Origin of the sequence: Chryseobacterium sp. 22458 (assembly GCF_052044975.1) — a bacterium.
GTDB lineage: Bacteria > Bacteroidota > Bacteroidia > Flavobacteriales > Weeksellaceae > Chryseobacterium.
In genome coordinates this window covers 272,406-297,793 of sequence record NZ_JBQEOA010000002.1, presented here as the reverse complement: position 1 = coordinate 297,793, position 25,388 = coordinate 272,406, and the positions used below count along the sequence as shown (strand labels likewise).

The following is a 25,388-nucleotide window of genomic DNA, read 5'->3' as shown; positions in this document are numbered from 1 at the left end:
ATAAATATTTGTATTGAATTCATAATATTAAATTATTTTGTTAAAAAATTATAGATTAACTCTAAAATATCAGATATTTCAATCTGATAATGCTTATCAGTTAAACCTTTTTTGCCTCTTAACATTGTTAACTTGGCAATAGCCTCGTTTAACAAATTCAATTCAACCTCCGAAAGAGAACACTGGCTCTGTGAAATGATAGTTTGTAAATTTTCGATCAAACCATCAATGCTTTTAAGTCTTTTTAATCTAGACATAATATTCATTTTTAAAATTATTGGGGCACTATTGCTCCCTGCTAATTTTTAACAATATATAGCCAATAACTGAATACGTAAGCAATGTTCTCTATGCACTCTTTAACTTCCCTGCTCCCATAAAATAGATGAAAGCATAAATCAAACTAAAATCATTTCTACCTAATTCTCATTAAATCTTATCCGATTATCAAATGGGTTAACCTAGGGGTTAATAATCAAATAATTGATAAGCCTATTCCCTGATTATTGTTACAGAGGGTTGAGAGGGTGAAAAGGTTTGGTCTGAAAAGCCTCAATTGTGAGGTATTTAATTTGCATTAAATAAAAATAAACTCTATTCAGTTACTAACTTTAAAAACATTTTCAAAGAACTTCTGCTACAAATATATAAAAAAATTACTCACAGTTAATATAATTTAAACATATATTTTTAAAAAAACACAAAAAACTGATAATCAATACTTAAAATTTACAAAATCAGTATCCAATGCTGCTCATACCGTTCTGTATATCATCCAGCTTTAAACTATTAAAATTCCAATAAAAATATACTTTGAACCATTAGATTTAGGAGAGCGGAATATTTTCTTAGAAATAATAAATCCCAGCTTTCGCTAGGATTTACTCATCAATTTTATATTTCCCCGCTAGTGCGAGCATCATGCTCGTACCATAAACAAAAGGCTTCGTATCAAACAACAATATAACTCTTTTATCACAAGATAAAATACCCCCACTCCCCCATTTCCTATCCCCCAACTTTTACTTATATTTGTTTCTATAACGTACACAAATATGCAAAACAAAAAAATACATCAGGGGAGAAATATCAAGCGTTTTCGGGAGATGTTGGGCATTAAGCAGGAGGCTTTGGCTTTTGATCTTGGTGAAGACTGGAACCAGAAGAAGATTTCGCTTTTGGAACAGAAAGAGGCTGTAGACGAGGATATTTTAGAAAGGATTTCCCAGATTCTGAAAGTTCCTGTGGAAGCTATTGAGAATATGGATGATGAACAGGCTATCAATATTATTGCGAATACATTTGATAATGGTGCTATACTTAATGGGATCAATTATAATCCTTCATTCCATCCTATAGATAAAGTTTTGCAACTACACGAAGAAAAGATTGCGCTGTACGAAAGAATGCTGAAAGAAAAAGATGAGATGATGGCCAGACTGGAGCAGCTGATTCAGAAATAAAACTGTCATTTTTTTACAAACCATATTGCGGGAGACAAAACAGGATGCTGTTTTGTCTCCCGCAACTTGTTTAAGACTTCCCGAGAACTCCGGAGCTTACAAACAAGGCTGTTTTTAACTTCCGGAGTACCCGTTTTATAACAAACATATGCGCTTATGACTTCCGGAGGACTCATTTTGATGAAAAACAAAGTTGTATTCATTCCTGGTTCAAAATCATCTGTGTATATTTACCATGAACAATTTCACGATGCTTACAGAAGGCAATTAAAACTCAACACCCATGAAAACAAAATTATTTCTCCTTTCATTTTTCTGCTCATTGCTGGCTCATGCACAGACGCTCCATTTTCAAAAGCTCGCCAAGATGACTGCCGGCAGAGGTGCAGCAGCAAGTGTAATAGTGAATGACAACATTTATATAAGCAATGGCTATACGGAAAAGGGAGATGACCGTTCTGTTGAAAAATATAATATTACCCATAACCAGTGGAGTGTTTTCAATACTACCCTTAGTTCCAAAAGATTTGCCAGCTCGGAAGCTTACAACAATAAGATCTATATTTTTAACGGCTTAGGAAACTGTCATCTTGAAATTGTAGACCTTGCTACCAATACCATAACAAATGGAGCTTTTAATCCTAATTATGCAGGAAGTTCCGGATCTGCCATACACAATGGTAAAATATATGTGTTTGGCGGCAGCGGATTAAACGGAGCTCCTATATATTCTGATCAGTTTCAATATTATGATATTGCTTCGGATACCTGGAACCCATTACCGGATATGCCCACTCCCAAAGAAACAAAAGGCAAAATTGTAAATAATAAGCTTTATGTGATCGGCGGTTTCAATGGTACCTCTTCCAACCTGATAGATGTCTTCGACCTTAGCACAAACCGCTGGACCCATCAGTATAAAATGCCTGTTGGGGTATCCGGCCATTCATTAGCCGTAGCCGATAATAAGATTTTTATTGTAGGTGATTATGACAATCAGTCTTTTCTGGCTTATTTTGATACGGTAACCAACCAATTCCGTCAGATATCGTCCAATATGCTTCCCCGGAGGCACGCAGCAGCGGAAGTATATGACAATAAACTCTACATCATGGGCGGGAACACAACCTCCCTTCCCTCCTCTTCTATCGGAAGTACACAAGTTGCAGATCTTAATGAATTATCAATAAATCTGAATATACCGTTATCTCCATAGATGTAAAGTCATTACCGAACATCTTGATTACTTTAATAACAAATGAGGAAATATAACCAGCCAGATGTTTTTAAGACAGAACGAAAACTTCCTGAATAAAACCCCGGAACCATTATAAAAACAGATTATGAACTTTATAAGAAAATACCTGTTAGACAAAAAGAACATACATATAATTTTGACTTTACAGGTCCCTAAAGCGGATATAAACATTTCTGAATTTAAAGGTTTTAAAATTGTCAATTGTTCTGACATCCTTGAAAAATATAATTATCGTTCATCAGTAGATTCTGACCAGAAAAAACTTGAATACCTGTCTGAAAAAATCATTCATTCGGAAGACCATATTTTAATTTGCAATACCGGATTAAGTATTCCTGAATTTGATACCCTCTCTGAAATGCTGAAGCCGCATCAATTAACCATCAACAAAATTTTGATACCGAACGAATCCAAAAGGAAAAAAAAATTGGCTGAAGGGCAGAAAGCATATAGAGATCATAGTCGCTGGCTTCATTTTTATCCCGGAGAAATTGAGGACATATATAAGGCGTTCGAAGCGGAAATTCAAACCTTAAAAACAAGGTATGAAAATACCGGAACCAAAATATTGGAAGTATAAATATTTCTGCAAGCAGTGCAGTTTGTCTGTGACAGGAAAGCCACCATCTTTACAAATATAATTTTCCGTAACGAATATTATTTTAAATTCGTTGAATCAAAAAAACACAGGAAACCTATGACCCATCAACAAATTCTTGACAAGCTTTCTTCAAAATATCTGGTTAAATCAATAGATGAAGATGTAGCACGGCTTACTTATTACGCAATGTGTTTTGAAAAAGATCATAACAGCCAGTTTGAATATATCTTCCCTAAACTCATGCTCCGTTGGAACTGCGTTTTAAATGCTGATAAAAATACCGTTACTGACCATTACAGGCTGATCACAATACTTGCCCTGTGCATTCATCTGCATAAATACGGTTTTGCTGACAAAGATCTGACTGCAGAAGCATTAAAAGCTATTGACAAATTAAACGAAGCTGTTGTATTGAGTGACGACTTCTTTAGAAAATCGGAAGAGATAAAAAAGATCATCAGTTCTCTGCCTGTCCCGCTCAAACGCAAGCCTTCAATTCCTGAAAACATTACATTTTACAGAGAAAAAGATGTAGTTTCCATTCAGTTAGGCAACAGGTTTTATGCTGCATACATTCATAGATTGACGGGCGTAAATGAAAGTCCGGTTATTGAGTTTTATAATGGGGTATTTGACAAAGTACCAACAATACAAGAACTTGAAAAGCTCAATGCAAAAGGACGGGTTTATAATGACGGAACAGAACGCATATCGCATTTTTCAGTCAGTGGAATGAAATTTCTGCCGGATCTTGCCAACCAGATAAAGCTGATCAGTGCCTGTGTAGAACAAAAACCACCTCATCAACACCTTGAGAAATCCGTTGGCTTATATATCGTTATGGATATATTCAAGTTGCAGGACGAAATTAAAAGTATATTTAAAACATAATAATCAGACGTATCAATAACCTGTCTAAGAAAAAACATTTCAGCAGCAAAAACAATATATCGTTTATAGAACTGCATTACGTACATTTGGACATTGTGGGAGATCACAATTCGCTATTAAACATTATCATCAAATGAAACAAAACTTTAAACTTTTTTCAATCTTACTTTTTTTACTGGTTTCAATCCTTTCTTTTGCACAAAAGAAAACGCCTTTCCAGATCAATGGCGAATTATTTGAAATTCCCGGAAAATGGGAATACAGAAACCAGCTTAAAGAATCAGGACAGTTTCACTTAACCAATAAAAGTGAAAAGATAAGCATGCGGATTTCAGTAAGAAAGCCGGAAAATTTTGAATTTTATAAAGAAGGTTTAACAGACCAGGAATTACTGAATAAATTTTACGCCTGGGAAGCTGATTACTGGGCTTCTTCAAAGGGAGTAAAAGCTGAAGTTGCTGAAATAAAACGAAACGAAGAAAAAAAATACATTATCTGGAAAATAGTTATTAAAAACAGTCCTCAATATAATAATAAAGACTTCACTTCCTACTTATTATATGCTGTCAGAAATAACAATCTGATTTCACTCAACTTAACCAATAATTCAGATAAAACGCCACCATTGACTGAAGCGGAATCTGTTGAACTTCTTGAACAGACTTATTTGAAAAATTAAATTTGGATATCCTTACCATTTTTTAACTGCCCATCCATCAAACAATCTAAACACAACTCAAAAAACTGACAGAATAAAAGATGCTTTTCAACTCAATAGGCTTTGCCATATTTTTACCCATAGTATTTCTGCTGTATTGGTTGGTCACAAACAAAAACCTCAGACTTCAGAATATATTATTACTTCTTGCAAGCTATTATTTCTACGCCTGCTGGGACTGGCGTTTTTTATTTCTGCTGATGTTTTCTACCCTTTTAGATTATTTTACTGGTCTTAAAATGCAGAATGCAGAAAATCAGAAAGGAAAACGGTTCTGGTTTTGGCTAAGCATCACAATAAACCTTGGATTTCTCGGGGTATTCAAATATTATAACTTCTTTGCACAATCTTTTGCTGAAGCGATCTCTCACGTAGGTCTGCAGGTAAACCCATGGACTTTACAGGTAATTCTTCCGGTGGGTATTTCATTTTATACGTTCCACGGGCTTTCGTATGTGATAGATATTTACAAAGGGCGAATCAAAGCAGAAAGTAACTTTGTTGACTATGCTGTTTTTGTGAGCTTCTTTCCCTTACTTGTTGCCGGCCCCATTGAAAGAGCAACCCATTTGTTACCTCAGATCAAAAAAAGACGGACTTTCAATTACACACAAGCTGTTGACGGCTTACGGCAAATACTTTGGGGACTTTTCAAGAAAATAGTGATTGCTGATAATTGTGCTGAATTTGCCAATCAGATTTTCAATAATTCTGCCGATCAGTCCGGAAGTACTCTGGCATTAGGCGCTGTATTTTTTGCCTTTCAGATTTATGGAGATTTTTCCGGATATTCTGATATTGCTATAGGAACGGCAAGACTTTTTGGAATAGATTTGTTAAGAAATTTTGCATTTCCTTATTTTTCAAGGGATATCGCAGAGTTTTGGAGACGCTGGCATATTTCGCTCTCCTCATGGTTCAAAGATTATTTATACATTCCATTAGGCGGCAGCAAAGGCGGAAACTGGATGCGTATCCGTAATACCTTTATTATTTTTATTGTAAGTGGTTTCTGGCACGGTGCCAACTGGACTTTTATTGTTTGGGGAGCTTTGAATGCGCTCTTCATTATGCCATCCATTATCATGAAAACCAACCGTAATAACCTGGAAACAGTGGCACAGGGAAATATACTGCCTACCGTAAAAGAATTCTTTCAAATGATATTGACGTTTACCCTGGCTGTATTGGCGTGGATATTTTTCAGAGCCGAAAATATAACACACGCATTTTCCTATATTTCGGGGATATTTTCCAGATCTCTTTTTTCCATTCCAACCATTACACCACGCCTTCTTATGCTTCTTATAGTGATCTTTATGGTTATTGAATGGTTAGGAAGAGAACAGCAGTACGCTATTGCAAAACTGGGATTGAAATGGAAAAGCCCATTAAGGTATGCCATGTATTATGCCATTATCATTGCCATATTCTGGTTTGCAGGCAAAGATCAACAGTTTATTTATTTTCAGTTTTAATCTATGAAAAGGTTTATTATAAAAACGGCATTCTTTGTTGCACCGTTCTTTACTTTATATATCATTACGGCTGTGTTTTTCTCTACCGACGCAGACCTGCTGCGGATAGGATTTCTTCCGGATCTGCATAAGAATTACCACGAAAAGCTAGCTTCATCAGAACCTATAATAAAGTTTACTGAGCTGTCTGAATCAAAAGAGAAAACATATGAAATCCTGACTATCGGAGATTCATTTTCAGAGCAAGGTAAATCCGGTTATCAGAATAGCTTAGCCAACGATTTCAGTGTTTTGCATATTAATCGTTTTATTTCAAACAACCAGATCCAGACTTTGATTGAATTATGCAATGGTAATTTTTTTGACACCTATAAAGTTCAATATGTGATTTTACAGGGTGTGGAACGGAATTTAATTCGTGACGTACAAAATATAGACAATACAGCCCAAATCGGTATTCATCAGATTGATTCAATAATTGTCAATCATAACCGCCAGCCCCTTCAGGAAGAATACAATTTCTTTTCACGTACAACTTTAAGATTTCCTTATTCTACGTTAAAATATTTCACAGATAAAAACTATATAGCCAATGGACAGGTTTACAATGTTGAGTTAAATACGGGAGCATTATTTAGCAATCATTCCAATAAACTGCTTTTTTATCATGATGATCTGAATAATACTATCCCAAATAATTTACCCGAAAATACCATTAAACTCAACAGAATTTTAAACGGACTCGCTGAGAAACTTAAAGAAAAAAATATAACCCTTCTATTTTTACCTTCACCAGACAAATATGATTTGTATTACGATTATATTGCTGATAAGCACAATTTTACCAAACCTGTTTTTTTTGATAATTTTGGAAAGCTGGATAAAAAATTCATCTACGTCAACTCCAAAGAAATATTAACAAAAGAATTACACCGTAAAAAGGATGTTTACTATTTTGATGACACCCATTGGTCACCAATAGCAGCCAGGCTGATGGCACAAAAAATAAAAGAGGTAATATTATCACACAAATAAAGTACAAAAGCAGATTGCCTTTAAACTGATGGATTGATACCCAAAAGAAGTAATCCGTTTTTTATCCCCAAACTTTCACTTATATTTGCTCTTATAAGGCCATGATTAACATTGGCTATATAAAAACCTAAGCGAAAATTATGGCAACAAAAGAAGAATTCTGGGACAGAAAAAGGCAATTGAATGATGACTTTTTTGTGATGGGCTCCGTAGCACATCCGGCCACCGAAAAACAAATCACAGAATATGAAGAAAAAACAGGTTTTACGTTCAGCGAAGATATTAAAGACTTTCTTACCACATTCGGCTCATTAGTTTTTGAAGTCAAAGAAGAAATATGGAAACGTCCTGAAGAATTTGATGTTCTTCCGAGCTGGAAATTCGGATATGGTTTTTTTGTATATGGGCTTTCACAGGATGAGGAAATGCCTTCCTGGATGGGGTTTGAAGAAAAACACCAGGAAGCTCTTGAGTATAAAGAAAAACCATTGGGGCAACTGTTTTTCAAACGCAGCGGAAATCTATACAGGGCCTATACCGACAACGGGGTCATAAAAATTGAATATGACAAATATGATGAGGAAGATTATGAAGTTTTTGATGGAAATCTGTACGACTTTTTAATTGAAGAGATCAACAATTTGGAACAGGATTACCTGGAATATATCAACGAAGCAAAATCCTGATCTGTAGTACACCACAAAATCAACATTCTCATATGAAAAAAGCATTTGAATTCCTCACTCATTTAAGAGAAAACAATAACCGGGAATGGTTTTCAAGCCACAAATCCGAATACGACTCCATTGTTAAAGAAAATAAAGTATTTTTTAATCAGATCTATTCTGAGCTTCAGGAATATGACAATCTTAAAGGAATCCATATTTTCAGGATTTACAGGGATGTACGTTTTTCTAAGGATCAGACGCCGTATAAAACCAATTTCGGAGCTGGATATTCCCGTTCAAAACCTATGCTGAGAGGCGGATATTATATTCAGCTCGAACCCGGCAACAGTTTTGTAGGAGGTGGATTCTGGGGGCCGGATGCAAAGGATTTACTTCGTATCCGTAAAGAATTCGAAATCAGTACTACGGAAATTGAAAAAATTACCTCTGATGAAACCTTCATCAGATATTTTGAAGCCCTTCAAGGTGATTCTGTAAAAACAGCTCCCCGAGGGTTTGATAAAAACCACCCTGCTATAGATTTAATCAGAAAAAAACAATACATCGTCATGCGGAAATTCACAGACCAAGAAGTTCTGTCTGACAATTTTCAAAAGGAAGCCGTTCAAACCTTACTGGCCATGCGTCCATTTTTTGATTATATGAGTGAAGTTCTGACAACGGACCTCAATGGTGAACCTTTATTTTAAAATCATAACAGTACAAAACCCGGAACTGATAAACAAAACGAATAACCAAGAAAAAATTAACCATGCCCTATCATAAAAAGTTATTTTTATTTTCCGCCATTTTTTTACTTCTGACCAACTGTACATGGGCTCAGAAAAAAAAGATCCTTCAGATTGATTCTCTGATGAAACGGTCAGCCCAAACCGGAGCCTTTAATGGGAATGTTCTGGTTGCAAAAAATAATAAAATAATCTACGACACATCTTTTGGCTTTACAGATGCTTCAAAAACGAAAAAACTCACTCCTGATCACAGGTTTCATATTGGTTCCATTACCAAAGAATTTACAGCGGTTGCCCTGATGCAATTACAGGAACAAGGCAGATTGAAAATTGAAGATCATGTTTCCCGGTATATGCCGGAATTTCCCCAATGGGCCAATAAAGTCACCATAAAAAACCTATTGCAGTATACGAGCGGAATTCCCAATGTAAACTGGAAAAAGATAAAAAATGACAAAGACCTTTTTGAAGGATTACAGCTTGTAGATTCACTGGATTTCAAACCGGGTACCCAATACGATTATAACATCAGTAATCTGTTTTTGCGCCAGTTTATTGTTGAAAGATTGACAGGAATACCATTTAATCAATATGCAGAAAAATTTATTTTCAAGCCCTGCAAAATGACTGCCTCCATCATGACTCCTTTTGAAAATGAGAACAATATAGCCAGGGGATTTAATAAAAATCCAGTAGCGGATAAAGCTGATCTGCCCATAACCGGAGGAACTTATTTAACCACTAAAGATCTCTTGAAATGGTCGAAATGCCTTCACTCCAATACATTAATCCATGCAGACTCGTTATTTGAACTGGGACAACATTTTGCTCAGCCGGAAACTCAATCTTCCCTAGGGCAGGCAAAATTTAAAGATAAAAAGTTAATTGAGCATCTGCACGATGGAAGGTCCGGAAGCTATGAAGCTATTTTAGTTTCTGATCTGAATGAAAAAATTACCATAATCCTTCTTGGAAATAGCTACAACGGAAAATTGTTTGAAATTTCTGATGCTATGACAAACATTTTGAAAAACGAAAAATATAGTTTTCAAAAATAAATCTGCTTGATTTCATGACAAATATTACATCCAGAATTTTAAAATAATGACCAGACTTTTAAAAATCATTTTCCTTTTTCTATTTCTCTTCAACGTAAACGCTCAAGAAAAGAAAGATCATTCTCTGCTGACAGGCGATCAGGTAAAACTGTATACTAAAAAATCAGGAAAGGGACCTGTATGTATTTTTATTCATGGCGGCCCGGGTGCCTGGAGCCAGTCATTTGAAAACCTGGGCGGAAATAAGCTGGAATCTGATCTTACTATGGTATATTATGACCAGAGAGGAAGCGGATACTCCGGGAATTCTCCGGAAGGGAATTATTCACTAGACAGAATGATTGAAGATATTGAAGAGATCAGAAAGCAGCATGGTACAGAAAAAGTTTATCTTCTAGCCCATTCGTTCGGTGGGATTCTGGCAACGCATTATGCTCTGAAATATCCTGATCATGTAAAAGGAATCATCCTGGCCAACTGTACACTGAATATGAAATACTCGCTTCAGCAGCAGATCAACTATATGAACAGCCTGGTGAAAACAGATTTTAAAGCTGAAGATTCCACATTACTGGCTGATTTTATGAAAGCAAAAAATGAATTGGTAAAAAGAGGGTTGGATTATAAAATGCTCTCTGACCGCAAAGAAAATATAGAGCTCCTGAATAAAATCGACCATAAAAACCCAAGCACTTTTGAATTTGCCCAAAAAGCGTTTGCCATACAGGAATACTGGAAGGATTACACCCCTGTGACCTCATCTATAAAAATTCCTACGCTGATCATTACAGGAACAAGAGACCACTCTATCGGAGAGAAACATTTTACCTCTTTTTCATTTCCTGATCAGCAGGTTGTGGAAATCAATGGCGGTCATATTCTCTATTATGAAGAAAATACCAAATTTGTAAAAGCTATTTCCGATTTCATCCATAAAACGGACCACTAGATTATGAAGAATCGGATTCTGCCAATGATTCAGTCTGAGCTGGAAAAGAATTTCCCGCTTCATTATTGGAAAAATGCAAAAAAAGAAATATAGCTTATGATCATTCAGGACCAAATAGAAGAATATATTGCCAGCCAATCTGAATCCAAGCGCAGGGACATGCAGGATCTTCATCATCTCATCATGGACCTCATGCCGGAATGCAGGCTATGGTTTCTGGATGGTAAAGACAGTGAAGGGAAAGTGGTTTCCAATCCGAATATTGGCTATGGACATCACACCATTACTTATGCCGATGGAAGCACGAAAGAATTTTATCAGGTCGGAATGAGTGCCAATACAACAGGAATCTCTGTTTATATTTTAGGTATTGATGATAAAACCTATTTATCCAGAGTGTATGGCGAAAAAATAGGTAAAGCCAAAGTAACCGGATATTGTATTAAATTTAAAACACTTAAAGATATTAATATTGAAGTTCTTAAAACAGCGCTGCAACTGGATCGTAAACCATAAAAAATGAATTTTATCCGACGGTTTTTCAAAACAGGTGAAAATACAGGTAATACCTGGGCCATGTTTCGGACTTCAAAATCTGAAGTACAGGAATTTCTTGTGTCTTTGGGACAGCTTTCCTTCACCGATGATTCTCTTATAATAAAAAACTATCCTTTTGAGCCTTCCATTGCCTATAGACAGAATACCTTTCTGCCAGAGCAAATTGATGATATTGATTTTACATCCAACCCTCCCACCTGTAGAATTGGAACCGAGCTTCTGTTTTTAAGTGCTGAGCAAAAAACTGAGCTTGAAAACTTTGCCAGGAGAAATAACATTGAAACGGTTGAACGCCCCATGATCTGGGAATGGATCCTTGAACCTTTCTTAGACACGGAATTCACAGCTGAAACGGATCAAAAACTAACGGAGATCTTAGAAAAATTCGGATTATCAGCTGAACAGGTACGAAATGTAAGGGCAGAAGTAGAAATCCAGATGCTCAAATATAATTTCGATACAATGCTTTGGGAATGGTGCGGATTTGATGCTTCAGATGTACTGAGAGCCATGCGGACAAAATATCAAAAGACCGAATTTGAGGATTTCTACAGACGGGTCATGAAAATCGCATTATTAACAGAGAAAGAATAAACCGGAACTTTCCGGAGTAACCAGACCTCAATAAAACCTGGATAAATGATAAGGAAAAAGTAAATTTTCCTTACCTTTCCGATAACTTTAGAAAAATTATTAACCAATCCATTCGACATTAATATGAAAAAAGTAATACTAGACCTGGCAACAACCCTGGATGGCTTTATTGAAGGCCCCAACGGAGAAATTGACTGGTGTATTATGGATGATGATATGGATTTTGACGGCTTTATTTCAGATATTGACACCATTTTCTATGGACGGGTAAGCTATGACGCATGGGGAAATTATCAGCCTGATGAAAATGCAGCTCCTGGGGAACAGGAATTCTGGAACACCATTCACTCAAAAAATAAATTTGTTTTTTCAACGCAGCATAGGGAAGATGAAAATGCAACATTCATCCATTCCGATCTTATAGAAAAAATAGCGGAAATCAAAAAACAGGGCGGAAAAGACATCTGGCTTTATGGTGGTGCCAGCCTTATCAAAACTTTTATAGACAATAACCTGATTGATGTTTACAGAATATCCGTTCACCCTGTGGTATTAGGAAAAGGAAAGCCCCTTTTTGAAGATATGAAAAAGCGGTTAAATTTAGAACTGGTTAAAACCAATGTCTTTAAATCCGGTGTTGTACAGCTTATTTATCATCCATCAGGAAATACACTTCAGGAATGAATATAAGGTTAGAAACAATCATCCTGTATGTACAGAATACCGGATTGCTTAAAAATTTCTATGTTGAAAACTTTAAGTTTACTGTGGTGGAAGAAGATCCTGCCTGGATACTCATGAACGCCGGACCTGCCCATATCGGGCTTCACAAAATCGGGGATCAGTATCTCGAAAAAATAGCCGGTGGATATCAGTTTGACAACAATACCAAGCTTGTTTTTGAAACGGATACAGACATTGAAGTGGTGAGAAATGATCTTTTGTCAAAAGGAGTTCAGATGCAGGAGATCAAAACTTTTGAAAACTATGATTTCTGGCTTTGTGACGGAACAGATCCGGAAGGAAATGTATTTCAGCTGAAATATAGAAAGTGAATCAACTTTTATGTAAATTATTAATACAGTAAAAATGAAAAAAGTAATCGGAATTTTATTCTTCATACCAGCTCCGTTTTTGTTTGGCCAAAATATATCCGTTATTGAAAAAAAGCTCAATGATGCATTTCAAAAAATTGAGCATTGGTCTTCGGAGGGCAGAGATCAGAAATCATCCTCTGACTCCCTTTATGCTGCCAATACAAAATTTGAAAAACTATTGTCTCAGTATACCTCTTCCAATCCCGAGACGCTCAGCCACAATTTCAAGAGTCTGGAGAAAGCAGGATTAACCGTTGCTACCTCAGAAGACGGGAAATTCAGAATTTATTCCTGGGATACCTGGACCGGTGGAACCATGCACTTTTTCAAAAATGTTTATCAATATAAGACCGGAAATAAAGTTCAGTCTAAAACTGTAGACAGCGATATGGAAGGTGATCCGAAGTCCTATTTTTATCAGATCAATGATGTCATTTCCCAAAATAAAAAATATTACCTTGCTCAAGGTACTTCTATATTAAGCTCAGGGCTCACTTCTCACTTTGTACAGGTCTTCTCTATTGAAAACAACGGTGCACTGAATGATAACGCACAATTGATCAAAACCCAGACAGGAATTAAAAATCAGCTCCGGTATGAGGTGGATCTTACCGCATCTTCCAACAGAAACAACGAGATCAGAAATTATAAGATTGAATATGATAAAAAGAATAAAATTATCAGCATTCCTTTAATTCTTGATGATTCGAAGGTGACCTCCAAAAAGATCCGTTATCAGTTTAAAGGGAAATATTTTGAAAAGTTATAATTGATAATAATATTTATGCCTCATTTCATTATAGAATGCTCTCAGGACATCCTCCGGCAGAGAACCCCGGACGAAATTATGAATGCTGTCTATGAATCTGCCGAATCAACAGGTTTATTTGCAGTCAATGATATCAAAGTAAGACTACAGCCCTATTCTTATTATCGGCTGGGAGATCAGAAGACAAACTTTCTGCATGTTTTCGGTCATATTATGGAAGGCCGCAGTACGGAACAGAAAGCCCATCTTTCAAAACAGATTTGTACCCAACTTACAGCATTGCTTCCGGAAACGTCTTTTCTGTCTGTCAACATCAGTGAATTTGAAGCAGCAACCTACAGCAATAAGGCTCTTATTAACCCTGAAAACAAAGATCAGAACCGTCATTTCGGTTTATAACCAGAAAATTTCACCCTAAAATATCAATATCATGAGCTTAAAAACATTAGCCGCCAAAAGTGTTCAGTACAACAATTGGGTAGTCAATAAATATATCGACTGGCTGTCTGGAAAAACAGATGAACAACTGAATCAGGAAACGATTTCAAGTTTTCCGACCATTCTGAAAACGCTGCACCACATCTGGCAGACTCAGGAATACTGGTGGAGTCATATTTCCGAAAACAACGATTTCGATTTTGAAAAAACTCTTGCAGTAAGCAGTAAAGAGGATGTTTTCAATGCGATCAGAAACAATTCACAAAAGCTGGCGGATTATGTGGAAAACTTATCTGAGGAAGATTTGTCTAAAAATGTAAAGATAGAATCTCAGTGGTTTCAGTGTGATTTTTCAAAATATGAATACATCCAGCATGTGATTCTTCACGGAACCTACCACAGAGGACAGATCGTAACGATGGGAAGAAATATCGGAATTACCGATGCTCCAATGACTGATTTTAATTTCTGGAACATTTATAAAGATCAATAATTCCCGGAGAATGGGAAAACTTTTCGAAGTAATCTCCGATAATGCTATAAAGAAAATTTAACAATTACTATTGCAAGAAAAGTGAATATTATGATTTTAAAACTTACAGTAATCCTGACAGCTTAACTGAAATAGCCGCTCTTAAATGTCAGCATTGTGGCAAAAAATATTTTTTATCCAGTATCTAATTTATCATAAAAAAATTTGATTGATCTTAATGAAAATCCTCATGAAATAATCATGAGGATTTTTTGTAGGAATATTTAAAAATATTTGTGAGTTTTCTAATCTTTTATAATAACGTCAATTTTATTTGAAACAATATTTCCTGAAAATATTCTATATTTTTTTGGTTCCTCATTTAGAACTTTAGAATATTTCCTTAGCATTTTTGCTGGAATATTTAAAAATAATTGAAGGCTATATTCTTTTTGATTTTTTACGTCATAGTATAATGATCCATCATCTGCCACAGAGCGATAAATTGGCAGACTAATTTTAGTACATAAAGCTATACTTTCTTTAGGAGGAATATTTATAATTCTTTTATTTATATCATAAAAAGTACGCCACTCATAATCATGTTTTAAATTTAACTGATATCTTTTTTTAAATCGTACTAACTCTTGATCTGAAGGGGTAATTATTCTTGGTTCTTTTTGATAGCCATAAGATCCGGATATAGGAACTAATAATTTATCTCCATCAATTATTCTGAGGTTTAATAAGCCGAGGTTGGGTTCATCAATAGCTTCATTTTGACCAGTGCTAAAACCTGTAGAATCAGCTAAAACCTTATAATATCTTGTTGAATTATTTTTAATACTATAGCATAAATTGCTACTATTTTCTGATGTTAGCTCTATTCTTTCATCGGGAATTTTAATTTCTAAATCCTGAGCAAAAACCAAATTGGTTAGTAATATAAAAACTAAAACAATTATTTTCATTAAAAAGTATTTATAGGTTAATCCAAAATACTTTATTATTTAATAAAAGGGATTTTAGCAACAATACTATCTTCCAGCATAATGTATCCTTTCTTTTCTAAAGTATCTATATATGATCTACAGGCTAACGGCATACTATTTTTCTTACTGTGATTAGATTTAATATTCCATATATATTTTCCAGGCCTAGATAAATCATAGATACTTTTTTCCCTATAATTTAGATTTAAAGTTGTATCGATTTTTTGTTTAGGTTTCAAAATAATTAAATTATTTTTACAATCATCATCGGTATATCGTGTGTAATACCCTCTTAAATGGTCAATCGGATTAAGTTTTTCATTATTGAATAACCAATAAGAATCTCCTGAAAAGCCATAAGGGTCAATAATATATGTTTTACTACTTTTATTTTTAATAATATAACTTATATTATAATTCTCTCCGAGTTTCCATGGGGCATTTACAAGAATATCAATTTCATTACTTTTATTTAGTTTCATCTGCGTAGAACAGGAAATGAAAATAAAACAAGTTATTATTAATATGACTTTTTTCATTTTATTATATTCTGAAGGTAACATATAATTCATTAAATGTTTATCTTATGAAAGAATTTTAGCAACAATACTATCTTCCAGCATAATGTATTCCTTATTTTCTAAAGTGTTTACATATGATTTACAGGTAATGACACAGTTCTTTGGTAGTAGTAATTTCCCTTTTTCTATTCTCAAATACACAGGTCTACTTAGAAGTAACATTCAAAATGGTTGAGTTAATAGAAGTTTTTGATTGATAATCTTTATATGCACCATTTTTTATTCCTTGTGCCTCACCTTTCAATCTGTTCAGTTCTGGTAAAAAATAATCATTAAACTCAAAAATTTCTATATGTCGAGGAATTGAAACATTAATAACTATCGAAGCTATATTATTAATTAAAGCGCAATATTTATCACTAATATAAAAGGAGAAATTATCTCTAAATAAATATAAATAATTAGTATGATTAAAAAATGCTATAGGCCTTTTAGGTAAAAATAAAGCACCAAAATATTCTTTCATGTTTTTATTATCCATTATTTTAAAATATTCTTCTTTAGTAATTCTAAAACTTAACATCCATTTTTTTTCTCTTTTTAAATAAATATCAAAATCCTGATTATATATATCATTTTTAAAATCTATATAATGAATTAAATTTGTCTTCCCATCATCGTCCTTAATATCAGTTTTAAATGCAAAAACAGGGTGAACTATAATTTCTAAATCATTAATATCTCCATCAAAAATTTGATTATAAAAAGGATCGTTCTTGCCAACAGTTTTTTTATAATCTTTATTAATATCAATCAACTTATTAACATAATTTTTAGCTATACTATCATATTTTGATTTATAAAATTCAAAATTCACAGTATCTACTTTCTTAGTTTGAGCTGAAAAAAGTACAAGACAAAAACACATACCGATCATCATAAAAAAGTATTTCATATTTTTAAGGTTTTGAAAATGAAAAAATGTTATATACATTTTGGCTTACTCTATGATAATTTTGAAAACTCTTAATAGTTCCCGATCTATATTGAGGATCCCAAGTAGTTATATATTTAAATGTAGAGTAATCAGATTTATATTGAATTTCTTTTACTAATACAGCATGGCCTTGTAGATTTTGTTCTCCGTCAATCTCATTATATCCCATAAAAACAGGATGCCCAATTTGAATACTTTCTACAATAAATTTAATTGCCTGTGTTTTCATACTATCAGGAATTCCTTCATGAAAATAGTAACTCCCTTTCCCATTTTGCAAAGCTTTAACTTTCAGTCCTAATCCCTCAAAAAACTCCTTAGTTTAATTTGCATAAATTCCACCTGAATTATTAGCAGCTCTTTGCTTATCCCTCACATTAATATCCATTCCCAAATACTTTGCTGCGACTTTTCCAACCGTAGGAACACAATCAGTTTCTCCCCTTTGATATTCATTAGAGTTTATATCCATTTTAGCTATTAACCATTCATCTACTATCGCACTTCCTTCATCATTATAATCGGGAGAAATTATGTATTTATAGCTTGTATTAACTCCATCAGTGGAAGTGATTTTATTAGTAAATAAACTACCAGAGTAAGAAATTCCTCCAATTGCTCCCCCTAAGAAGTTTCCTCCATTAAATGCTGAATTCAATCCTCCTGATACAAGGCCTGGTAAACATTTTTAATTGCTCCGGCATTACTGCTAATGTTTCCTAATGCTCCGGACACAGCTGCTCCTCCTACAACTGCGCCCCACGATTTCTGCCAATCCCATTTAACAGGATTCCAATTTCTATTATTGGCGCCAACACCATTTAAATATCCGCCTACAATAGCACTAATAATCCATTGCAAAAACTCGTCAATTGGATTATGCCATATCCATAAGAAAAACAAAAGCAGGTACTCCTGCTTTTGGTATCAAGAGTTTTAGTGTTAATACTGAATCCAAATTCCTTTTATCATTTAATAAAAGGAATCTTAGCAACAATACTATCTTCCAACATAATATATCCTTTCTTTTCCAAGGTATTTATGTATGATTTACAACTTAATGGCATTCCATTTTCTTGACTATGCTTTGATTTAATATTTCTAATGTAACTCCCTGTCTTAGAAAAATCATATATACCTTTTTCTATATAATTTAGACTTAAAGTTGCATCCATTTTTTGTTTAGGCTTCAAAATAATCAATTCATTTCTACAGTCTTCATCCTCTCGAGAATAGTATCCTCTCGAAAAATTTATAGGATTTAATTTTTCATTGTTTAGTATCCAATATGAGTTACCAACAAAACCATATGGATCAATAATATATGTTCTATTAGTGTTATTCTTTAATGTATATATTACTGATTTATCAGCTATTAGCTTTACAGGTACATTTACAAGAATATCAATATCTTTACTCTTATTTAATTTCATCTGTGGAGAGCAGGAAATAAAAATAAAACAAGTTATTATCAATATGACTTTTTTCATTTTATTATATTCTGAAGGTTTAATATATATTTTGTTATTGAATTTAAATAATCATTTATCCCTGGATCAATTGTTCCTGTCCACTCTCCAGCTTTCAAATACGATGAAACTTCATTTAAATCCTGAATAAATGGATGATTTCCTTGTAATATACCCTTTTTCCAATTTTCAAAATGCCCTACTTCATGTATTATTACATCACCTAATCCGTAATTACTTTTTTTTCCATTTAACAGAGCAGGGGCTAATATTATTTTTCCGGTAATAGGATTTGTTATTCCTTTTATTTTTATTGTAGGATCACTTGGATCTACAAAAAGTCCATCCGCACCTGTAGAAAATTTAATGTAATCTTTTCCCCATTCATTCATTGTATCAGTATTCCCCACTGCAATCCAAGCATCTTTAGGAACAAATAATGATGCTATTATACTAAAACTATACATATTTGCCGGAGCACTAGGATTTAATCCCGAAAGCATCAAGACAAGACTCAACGGATCTTTTGATTTAGATTCAGGATATTTTCCCAATATTTCATTTCCAGCATCAGAAGCTACCATATATCTAGAATTTCTAACCATATCTGTTGAAGTAATCTTATTATTAAACAAATTTCCTGAATAAGACACCCCTCCAATTGCTCCACCTAAAAAATTACCTCCGTTAAATGCTGAATTTAATCCTCCTGATACAAGGCCTGGTAAAACGTTTTTAATTGCTCCGGCATTACTGCTAATGTTTCCTAATGCTCCGGACACAGCTGCTCCGCCTATTGCTCCTCCTACAACTGCACCCCATGATTTCTGCCAATCCCATTTTACAGGGTTCCAGTTACCGTTATTGGCTGCCACACCATTTAAATATCCACCTACAATAGCACCAATGATATATTGCAAATATTCTCCACTAGGGTCATTATACATCAGTGGATTATTCATCACATACCCGTACTTATTATAGTTTTGAGTATTGGTAGGCTCCTGTATATTTTCATCAGCATTTAAAAACCTTCTCAATAATGGATCATATAGTCGCCCATTCATGTGAATAATTCCTACATTCATAAGATGCTCGTGACTGGTGTATCCTCTGTCTATAAGCAGTGTCATTCCGGCAATTATTGATTTATCCGTTATAACAGCTTCATTACCTATTTTAAGATGGGTAAAGTTCCCCCACGCATCATAATGCCTTTGCTCCAGTTTATTCCCCGCTTCATCACTGATGGCAAGAACACTTCCTATATAATCTTTGTGAAGAAACTTATAAGAGCCGTTCTCATTTTCATAGTCTCTCAAATATACAATATTGGATTCATATGGATTACCACCAATATACAAAATATGCTTTTCTTTTTTCGTATTGTCCTCCCTCACAATTTCAAAGCTTCCATCTTCATTATAAAATTTTGTGAAGGTGTGCTTCCATTGAGGTGCTTCAGGGTCCCATACCCCGGTTTTAAGCCCGGTTTGTATTCCGTTTTCAAGCCTTTCAAAACTTACACGCTGACGCATATTACTTAATCCATAATCAAAAAATATACGGGATTTCTCTCCACTAATCTGAGTTGGGTCATTATTTTCATTATAAACAATACTTTGAATTAAATCACCATTATAATTCTGTATTCCTTCAGCATTCAAAGTCATTCCGGTAGGCTGGTAGATTTTAGCAGAGTTTTCATATTTCATGGTTCCCACTTGGTCATTCTCTTCTATTCTTCCTTTTATATCATAAATGTTTCTGTTTGTCGATGGTTTGGTTCCCGTTATAGGATTTGTCCAGTTAACTAGGCGGTTATTATCATCGTAATCAAAAGATTCAGTGATATTGAAGTCTCCTCCGGTTGTTCTGGTCTTCAGTTCATTCTTTATGGCATCAAATGAGTAAGACAGTTGTAGAATAGAAGGTTTTACGGCAGATGAATGATTAACACCCGTTAAAAAACCATTTGCATCATAAACATTATTAATAGATGCCAAGCCCAGTTTCTCCTGCAACATCTGTCCTTTTGCATTGGTCTGCTGAAGCTCCCAAAGGATTTTCCCTGAGGTTTTGTCCTTCATCTGGTAAAGTTCTCCATTCCAAGGGCTGTAAACATTCTCTATAGTAACTTTAGTAATAACTCCTGCGGACTGCAGCTCCTTTTCATAAGAAGAAATCCGGTCCTTTTCATCATAGACAATATTTTTTTGAATATAGGTCTTTCCATTACTGTTCTCTGTTGAAGATAATATTCTTCCTTTAGAGTCATAGGTGATAACAGTTCCAAATGGCTGCCCTTTTATGATACCGGCCTTTTCAGTAAGCTGCCCTTTGCCATTGTAGGTGAAAGCAATGGTCTTGTTGGTTGTCTGCCCGCTATCTACTGTAGAAAATTCTTTTTGGGAAACAATCTGTCCCAGAGCATTGTAGGTATATTCTTTAGTTCCTTTTGGACTGGTAGTTTTCTTAATTCGTCCCAGACCGTCATATTCATACTTGTAAAGCCCATTCGACGGATCGTTAAATTCAATTTTCCTGCCCCATTCATCATATTTTGTAGTCACAATATTTTCTTCATATTGAGCTTTAATTTGTTTTCCTGCACCATTATAGGCAAACTCTACTGTACCCCCGCTATCTGTTGAAGAAATTATATTTCCTAAAGCATCAGTTGTTTTAGAGTTGGTTCTGCCGTATCCGTTCTGTTCTTTCACTCCTGTCGTCAAACCTGATATGGTGGTTTCTGTTCTTTTACCATTAAATGCTGTGGCAATTACTTTAGCAGGGTATACAGAATCATCATAAACAATCGTATTCCAATAGCTTGCACTTTGTCCTTCAAAATAAGGTTCAGATTCTTTAATTTTACGTCCTAAAATATCATATTGGGTTTCTTTTGAAACAAATAATCCCTGACCGAAGGCTTTAGCCGAGGTTTTATATTCCTGACCAAATTTATTGGTGAATACCTTTGACTGATCACCATCCGGATCATTCCGGGTAACTGTTACATTAGAATTACTATCTTTTTCATAATTATAAGTAGTCGTACCTGCTATATTGGATGTAGAGCTTAAAAGTTTACCCCAATCATCATAATTATGGGTAAGAGTATTTCCGAAAGCATCTGTTTGGGATACTAACTGTCCCCAGTCATTGTATGCAAACTGAATCTCCAGTCCTAAATTATCCGTTTTCTTTATAATAAACCTGCCTTTAGAATCGTATTCGTTTTTTTCAGTTTGTTTACCTGCATCATAAGCATTACTTGTTACTTTTTGTGTAATATTTCCAAATCCATCGTAGGTGAATTCATCTGTTACAGCTCTGCCTGTATCATTTCCGCCAGTCGTTGCAACCGTTTTTAACCGGTTATTCTCATACGTGTACTGTGCAGTTACTCTTTGCAGGTCAGAATAAGCCGTTTCTTCATTGACATTCTTACTAAGACGCCCTATATAATAATCTTTCCCCTGGCCGGAAGGGTTATGCGTATAGAGCATTTTTTTAGTTGAAAGTCCAAAGTTTCCATTGATAGATGTAATTGATTCGTCAGGCAAATAATAACTACCATAGATTATATTGTTTTCAGAAACAACCCCTGTTAAGAAATCTTTAGTTTTAGTTGTTTTGGGTACAATAGCTGTTACTGCTTTAGCTTTATCAGCATCTGGAACCGTAGTCACCACCTGACCGTTCAGAAGCTTGTCAATTTGGTAAGATGTAGACTTAAAACTTAATAACCCGGAATTATTTTCAGAAACATCGGCCGGGAATATTTTTGAATAATCATTAGGCGTCCTGACACTCCATTCTTTCACGGGAATCCCTTCGTTCACAGGGTCAATCTCTACTCCTGACCAAATCTTTGTATTTTCAAATCCGTCAGCATACCATGAGCTTCGGGCTGTTTTTCTGAAGCCAACCATTCCTCTACCTAATATATTGGACGTAAGCCCCCGGTAAAGGAAATCCTGTTTTAATTTTTTATCTGCTGTAATGCTCTGAGCCATTTGTGAAACCACATGCATTCCAACAGATTGGTTAATTTCAACATAAGGATAGTTTGGTGTTGCGATATTATCATATAATCCCGGATTTCCTTTTTTATCCAGTTGTTTATATACAATTTCTGTAGTAATTCCTCCCTGTGATATACTTTTTATTCTACCTTCTTTGGCAATATCGTAATATGGATGTGATACAATGCGTTGTATCTCACCCACATCGCTACTATATCCAACTGCAGAACCCAAAATAACTTTTCTTAACATTGCTCCTGTCCATTGATCTACTGATAAACCCATCAGATCTCTTAAATTAGGAGCCACTTCCGCCGGTATACTGCTTTCGTTAAGATGAAGAGTATATGAATCAATATGGTTGAGATAAACCCCATGTGAGGATGTACTTTCCATTGTACCATAACCGCCAGTAAGTGAATATACACTGGTTTTCATTTCAGTCCACGAAAAATATTTAGCCATATTATTGTTATCCTGACTATCAGATAAGGTATAACCTCTCTTTGATTTAAGGGCTAATAATTCAGTTTTTCCGTCATTATTAATATCATAGGCTACAAACGTTTGTGGATTATGAAGTAAAAAATTGGGACCATGCTGTTCTAGCATTCGTTCTGATGGCTCTTCAAATTTTACATTTTCTTTGATAAAACCATTTCCTTTTGAAGTGTACTTATTCCAAAATACGGAGTTTATTGCTTGCGGAAGCATAATATCACTTAATCCGTCCCCATTATAGTCTCCAACTACACCTTTTTCCCAAATTCCTTCTATAGTTTCATCGTTGCTGGGCTTGAAAGGCGCAATCGAGGAAACATATTGACCTTGAGCATTTTTCTGAAAGGTAATGAGTTGCGGTTTCTGGTTTTCATCTAATTTAAGAAGATCAAATACTCCGTCCCCGTTAAAATCCCCAGATTTATAAATTGTAAACATATCTTTGTCTCTCTTATCAGGATCATGATAAAGGGACAAATTATAAAACCATCCGTTATTAAGTGTAGACTGATCGGGATCGACTACATAATATCTTTTTGAATCGGTGCATTCAAAAGCACCTTTTCCTGCATCGTCGGCTATAGGTCTACATCTTTTATCATTGAGAAGTACAATAATCTCACTTAGACCATCTCCATTAAAATCAATATTTTTTAATCCTGCAATGGAGGATCTGGTACCATTTTGGGTGGTTCCGTAAGTATTATCCCAACTTGCATTAGGAATAATTCTTTTATAATTCAGGATCAGCTGATTATTTTCTGTGATACTGTAAAAAGATAATTCTATATCGTACTTTGAAGTCGAGGGGTTTATAACCGCTTGTCTTGTAACAAGTCCCTGCCGATTGTCAATCTTATTATCACTTTTTAAATTAACTGCAATAGCATCTTTCAATTGTTGTAATGTACTGTTGATAAATACTGGGCTCTCTGTATTGTAAGTAATGGAATAAAAATCTTTATAAAGGTAGACTCCCGGTTGTGATATTCGGGGCGATGTTGAAGAATGATATCTTAATAAATCAAGATTTCCATCACCGTCAAAATCTCCTACAACATCATTTTCTACACTAGGCTTTAATGCAGTAGTTTTTGTCGAAGGAATATTACCAATTTGTCCCGATTGCTCATAAGTAAAAACAACCGGGTTTGCTTCTTCATTTTTACTGTTTAATATACTTACTTTGTTAAGATACCTATAGGATGTTCCCTGAACATCTTGCTTATAGGAAACATTATACTTTTTATATTGATTGCCTCCGGAAGAAACCAAGATAGATTCGAGAAGCTTAGACTGTGAGAACTCGACCCCTTTTATATAGGCTTTTTCTGAGATGGGGTTAGATGCAAATACAAATTCAATTTTGTTAAAGTGTGGTGTATTCTGGGTTTCATTTCCACCCCATTCAATGGAACTAATCACAGAAACATTTCCCTCGTTTGTATAGTTATAGGAAATATAATTACCATTTGTATCTATTGATTTGACAATATTATAGTCTATAGCGGTTCTTGCCGGGCTATTTCCCGAAGCTGTGGCGCCATACCATATCTGTGACCCGTCAGGAGAGGTGACTTCCCAATATTCAGGTCCCTGCCAAGACTGTCCTGAAACAGCTCCCACAGATTTAATCTTTACATTGGAATATTTTTCTGTCACATATTCTGCGCCATCTTTACCATACTCTCCTGATTTTAGAATTAATCGTTGCCCATTAAAGCTGTAATAGTCAGAATAATCAAGCTGTACATTTTTTGTAACCCCATCTTTTTCAAGATTCTTCCCAACTCTTGAAATTGCTGTTACTCCTGAAATATTCCAGCCATAGCCAGCAAGGCCGTTTCCGGCTCCGCTTACATAGACCAAGCTGATACTTGGACCTACTTTTTGAATTCCCGGAGGTGTATCGATGGTCATTGTATATTGAAGCTGCCCGGCTTGGGTCACTTCAATATTCCCTTTGGTATCATGAAATTTCTGAACAGGAGCTGTTTGTGAAAGCCCCATAATAGAAATGCATGATACTATAAGAGAGTAAAATAATTTTTTTTTCTCTTTATAAGTTTTCATCTTTG

The 25,388-nt window shown here is 34.8% G+C and carries 27 protein-coding genes; 18 read left to right on the top strand and 9 right to left on the bottom strand.

Features of this window, described 5'->3' with window-relative positions; genetic code table 11:
* Window positions 1-32: 32 nt before the first annotated feature.
* Complete coding sequence (locus ACTJJF_RS08715) at window positions 33-257, bottom strand: hypothetical protein (RefSeq protein ID WP_440699395.1); 225 nt, start codon at window positions 255-257, stop codon at window positions 33-35.
* Window positions 258-1,055: 798 nt separating this feature from the next.
* Here ACTJJF_RS08715 and ACTJJF_RS08710 point away from each other — a divergent pair.
* From ACTJJF_RS08710 to ACTJJF_RS08625, 18 genes are all read left to right on the top strand, one after another.
* On the top strand, window positions 1,056-1,463 hold the full coding sequence (locus ACTJJF_RS08710) for an XRE family transcriptional regulator (protein WP_440699394.1): 408 nt from the start codon (window positions 1,056-1,058) through the stop codon (window positions 1,461-1,463).
* Between the two features lie 283 nt (window positions 1,464-1,746).
* Window positions 1,747-2,679, top strand: a complete 933-nt coding sequence (locus tag ACTJJF_RS08705) for a Kelch repeat-containing protein (protein WP_312298595.1) — start codon at window positions 1,747-1,749, stop codon at window positions 2,677-2,679.
* Window positions 2,680-2,806: 127 nt separating this feature from the next.
* On the top strand, window positions 2,807-3,301 hold the full coding sequence (locus tag ACTJJF_RS08700; RefSeq protein ID WP_440699393.1) for a hypothetical protein: 495 nt from the start codon (window positions 2,807-2,809) through the stop codon (window positions 3,299-3,301).
* 117 nt (window positions 3,302-3,418) lie between these two features.
* The gene (locus ACTJJF_RS08695) at window positions 3,419-4,213 is read left to right on the top strand and encodes a hypothetical protein (RefSeq protein WP_440699392.1); all 795 of its coding nucleotides are present in this window, start codon (window positions 3,419-3,421) and stop codon (window positions 4,211-4,213) included.
* A gap of 133 nt (window positions 4,214-4,346) precedes the next feature.
* Window positions 4,347-4,892, top strand: coding sequence for a hypothetical protein (locus ACTJJF_RS08690; RefSeq protein WP_440699391.1), 546 nt, complete (start codon window positions 4,347-4,349; stop codon window positions 4,890-4,892).
* A gap of 80 nt (window positions 4,893-4,972) precedes the next feature.
* Entirely contained in the window at window positions 4,973-6,409 is a 1,437-nt protein-coding gene (locus ACTJJF_RS08685) for an MBOAT family O-acyltransferase (protein ID WP_440699390.1), read from the top strand.
* A 3-nt stretch (window positions 6,410-6,412) separates the two neighbouring features.
* Window positions 6,413-7,444, top strand: coding sequence for an alginate O-acetyltransferase AlgX-related protein (locus ACTJJF_RS08680; RefSeq protein ID WP_440699389.1), 1,032 nt, complete (start codon window positions 6,413-6,415; stop codon window positions 7,442-7,444).
* Window positions 7,445-7,584: 140 nt separating this feature from the next.
* Window positions 7,585-8,130, top strand: coding sequence for a hypothetical protein (locus tag ACTJJF_RS08675; RefSeq protein WP_440699388.1), 546 nt, complete (start codon window positions 7,585-7,587; stop codon window positions 8,128-8,130).
* Window positions 8,131-8,162: 32 nt separating this feature from the next.
* Window positions 8,163-8,822 (top strand): DUF2461 domain-containing protein, encoded by a 660-nt coding sequence (locus tag ACTJJF_RS08670; RefSeq protein ID WP_440699387.1) that lies wholly within the window; start codon window positions 8,163-8,165, stop codon window positions 8,820-8,822.
* 62 nt (window positions 8,823-8,884) lie between these two features.
* A complete protein-coding gene (locus tag ACTJJF_RS08665) occupies window positions 8,885-9,922 on the top strand; it encodes a serine hydrolase domain-containing protein (protein WP_440699386.1) in 1,038 nt (345 codons plus the stop codon).
* A 46-nt stretch (window positions 9,923-9,968) separates the two neighbouring features.
* Entirely contained in the window at window positions 9,969-10,871 is a 903-nt protein-coding gene (locus ACTJJF_RS08660; RefSeq protein WP_440699385.1) for an alpha/beta fold hydrolase, read from the top strand.
* Window positions 10,872-10,967: 96 nt separating this feature from the next.
* Window positions 10,968-11,387, top strand: coding sequence for a DUF1801 domain-containing protein (locus tag ACTJJF_RS08655; RefSeq protein ID WP_440699384.1), 420 nt, complete (start codon window positions 10,968-10,970; stop codon window positions 11,385-11,387).
* 3 nt (window positions 11,388-11,390) lie between these two features.
* Entirely contained in the window at window positions 11,391-12,023 is a 633-nt protein-coding gene (locus tag ACTJJF_RS08650) for a DUF7079 family protein (RefSeq protein ID WP_440699383.1), read from the top strand.
* Between the two features lie 123 nt (window positions 12,024-12,146).
* Window positions 12,147-12,707, top strand: coding sequence for a dihydrofolate reductase family protein (locus tag ACTJJF_RS08645; RefSeq protein WP_440699382.1), 561 nt, complete (start codon window positions 12,147-12,149; stop codon window positions 12,705-12,707).
* Entirely contained in the window at window positions 12,704-13,078 is a 375-nt protein-coding gene (locus ACTJJF_RS08640; protein WP_440699381.1) for a VOC family protein, read from the top strand. Before ACTJJF_RS08645 ends, ACTJJF_RS08640 begins: the two co-directional genes overlap by 4 nt.
* 34 nt (window positions 13,079-13,112) lie before the next feature.
* Window positions 13,113-13,889 (top strand): helix-turn-helix domain-containing protein, encoded by a 777-nt coding sequence (locus tag ACTJJF_RS08635; RefSeq protein WP_440699380.1) that lies wholly within the window; start codon window positions 13,113-13,115, stop codon window positions 13,887-13,889.
* A 15-nt stretch (window positions 13,890-13,904) separates the two neighbouring features.
* On the top strand, window positions 13,905-14,288 hold the full coding sequence (locus ACTJJF_RS08630; protein WP_440699379.1) for a 5-carboxymethyl-2-hydroxymuconate Delta-isomerase: 384 nt from the start codon (window positions 13,905-13,907) through the stop codon (window positions 14,286-14,288).
* A gap of 31 nt (window positions 14,289-14,319) precedes the next feature.
* On the top strand, window positions 14,320-14,820 hold the full coding sequence (locus ACTJJF_RS08625) for a DinB family protein (protein ID WP_440699378.1): 501 nt from the start codon (window positions 14,320-14,322) through the stop codon (window positions 14,818-14,820).
* A gap of 284 nt (window positions 14,821-15,104) precedes the next feature.
* On the opposite strand, the gene ACTJJF_RS08620 is transcribed toward ACTJJF_RS08625, so the two are convergent.
* From ACTJJF_RS08620 to ACTJJF_RS08585, 8 genes are all read right to left on the bottom strand, one after another.
* Window positions 15,105-15,770 (bottom strand): hypothetical protein, encoded by a 666-nt coding sequence (locus ACTJJF_RS08620; protein ID WP_440699377.1) that lies wholly within the window; start codon window positions 15,768-15,770, stop codon window positions 15,105-15,107.
* A 35-nt stretch (window positions 15,771-15,805) separates the two neighbouring features.
* The gene (locus ACTJJF_RS08615) at window positions 15,806-16,330 is read right to left on the bottom strand and encodes a hypothetical protein (protein ID WP_440699376.1); all 525 of its coding nucleotides are present in this window, start codon (window positions 16,328-16,330) and stop codon (window positions 15,806-15,808) included.
* A gap of 187 nt (window positions 16,331-16,517) precedes the next feature.
* Window positions 16,518-17,267 carry a hypothetical protein gene (locus ACTJJF_RS08610; RefSeq protein WP_440699375.1) on the bottom strand — a complete coding sequence of 250 codons (750 nt, stop codon included), beginning with the start codon at window positions 17,265-17,267 and terminating at the stop codon, window positions 16,518-16,520.
* 4 nt (window positions 17,268-17,271) lie between these two features.
* The gene (locus ACTJJF_RS08605; RefSeq protein ID WP_440699374.1) at window positions 17,272-17,538 is read right to left on the bottom strand and encodes a hypothetical protein; all 267 of its coding nucleotides are present in this window, start codon (window positions 17,536-17,538) and stop codon (window positions 17,272-17,274) included.
* Between the two features lie 93 nt (window positions 17,539-17,631).
* Window positions 17,632-17,967, bottom strand: coding sequence for a hypothetical protein (locus ACTJJF_RS08600; RefSeq protein ID WP_440699373.1), 336 nt, complete (start codon window positions 17,965-17,967; stop codon window positions 17,632-17,634).
* On the bottom strand, window positions 17,964-18,170 hold the full coding sequence (locus ACTJJF_RS08595; protein ID WP_440699372.1) for a hypothetical protein: 207 nt from the start codon (window positions 18,168-18,170) through the stop codon (window positions 17,964-17,966). The genes ACTJJF_RS08600 and ACTJJF_RS08595 overlap by 4 nt, the downstream gene beginning before the upstream one ends.
* A 107-nt stretch (window positions 18,171-18,277) precedes the next feature.
* Window positions 18,278-18,799, bottom strand: coding sequence for a hypothetical protein (locus ACTJJF_RS08590; protein WP_440699371.1), 522 nt, complete (start codon window positions 18,797-18,799; stop codon window positions 18,278-18,280).
* Window positions 18,796-25,383, bottom strand: a complete 6,588-nt coding sequence (locus tag ACTJJF_RS08585; RefSeq protein ID WP_440699370.1) for an RHS repeat-associated core domain-containing protein — start codon at window positions 25,381-25,383, stop codon at window positions 18,796-18,798. Before ACTJJF_RS08585 ends, ACTJJF_RS08590 begins: the two co-directional genes overlap by 4 nt.
* Between the last annotated feature and the right edge of the window lie 5 nt (window positions 25,384-25,388).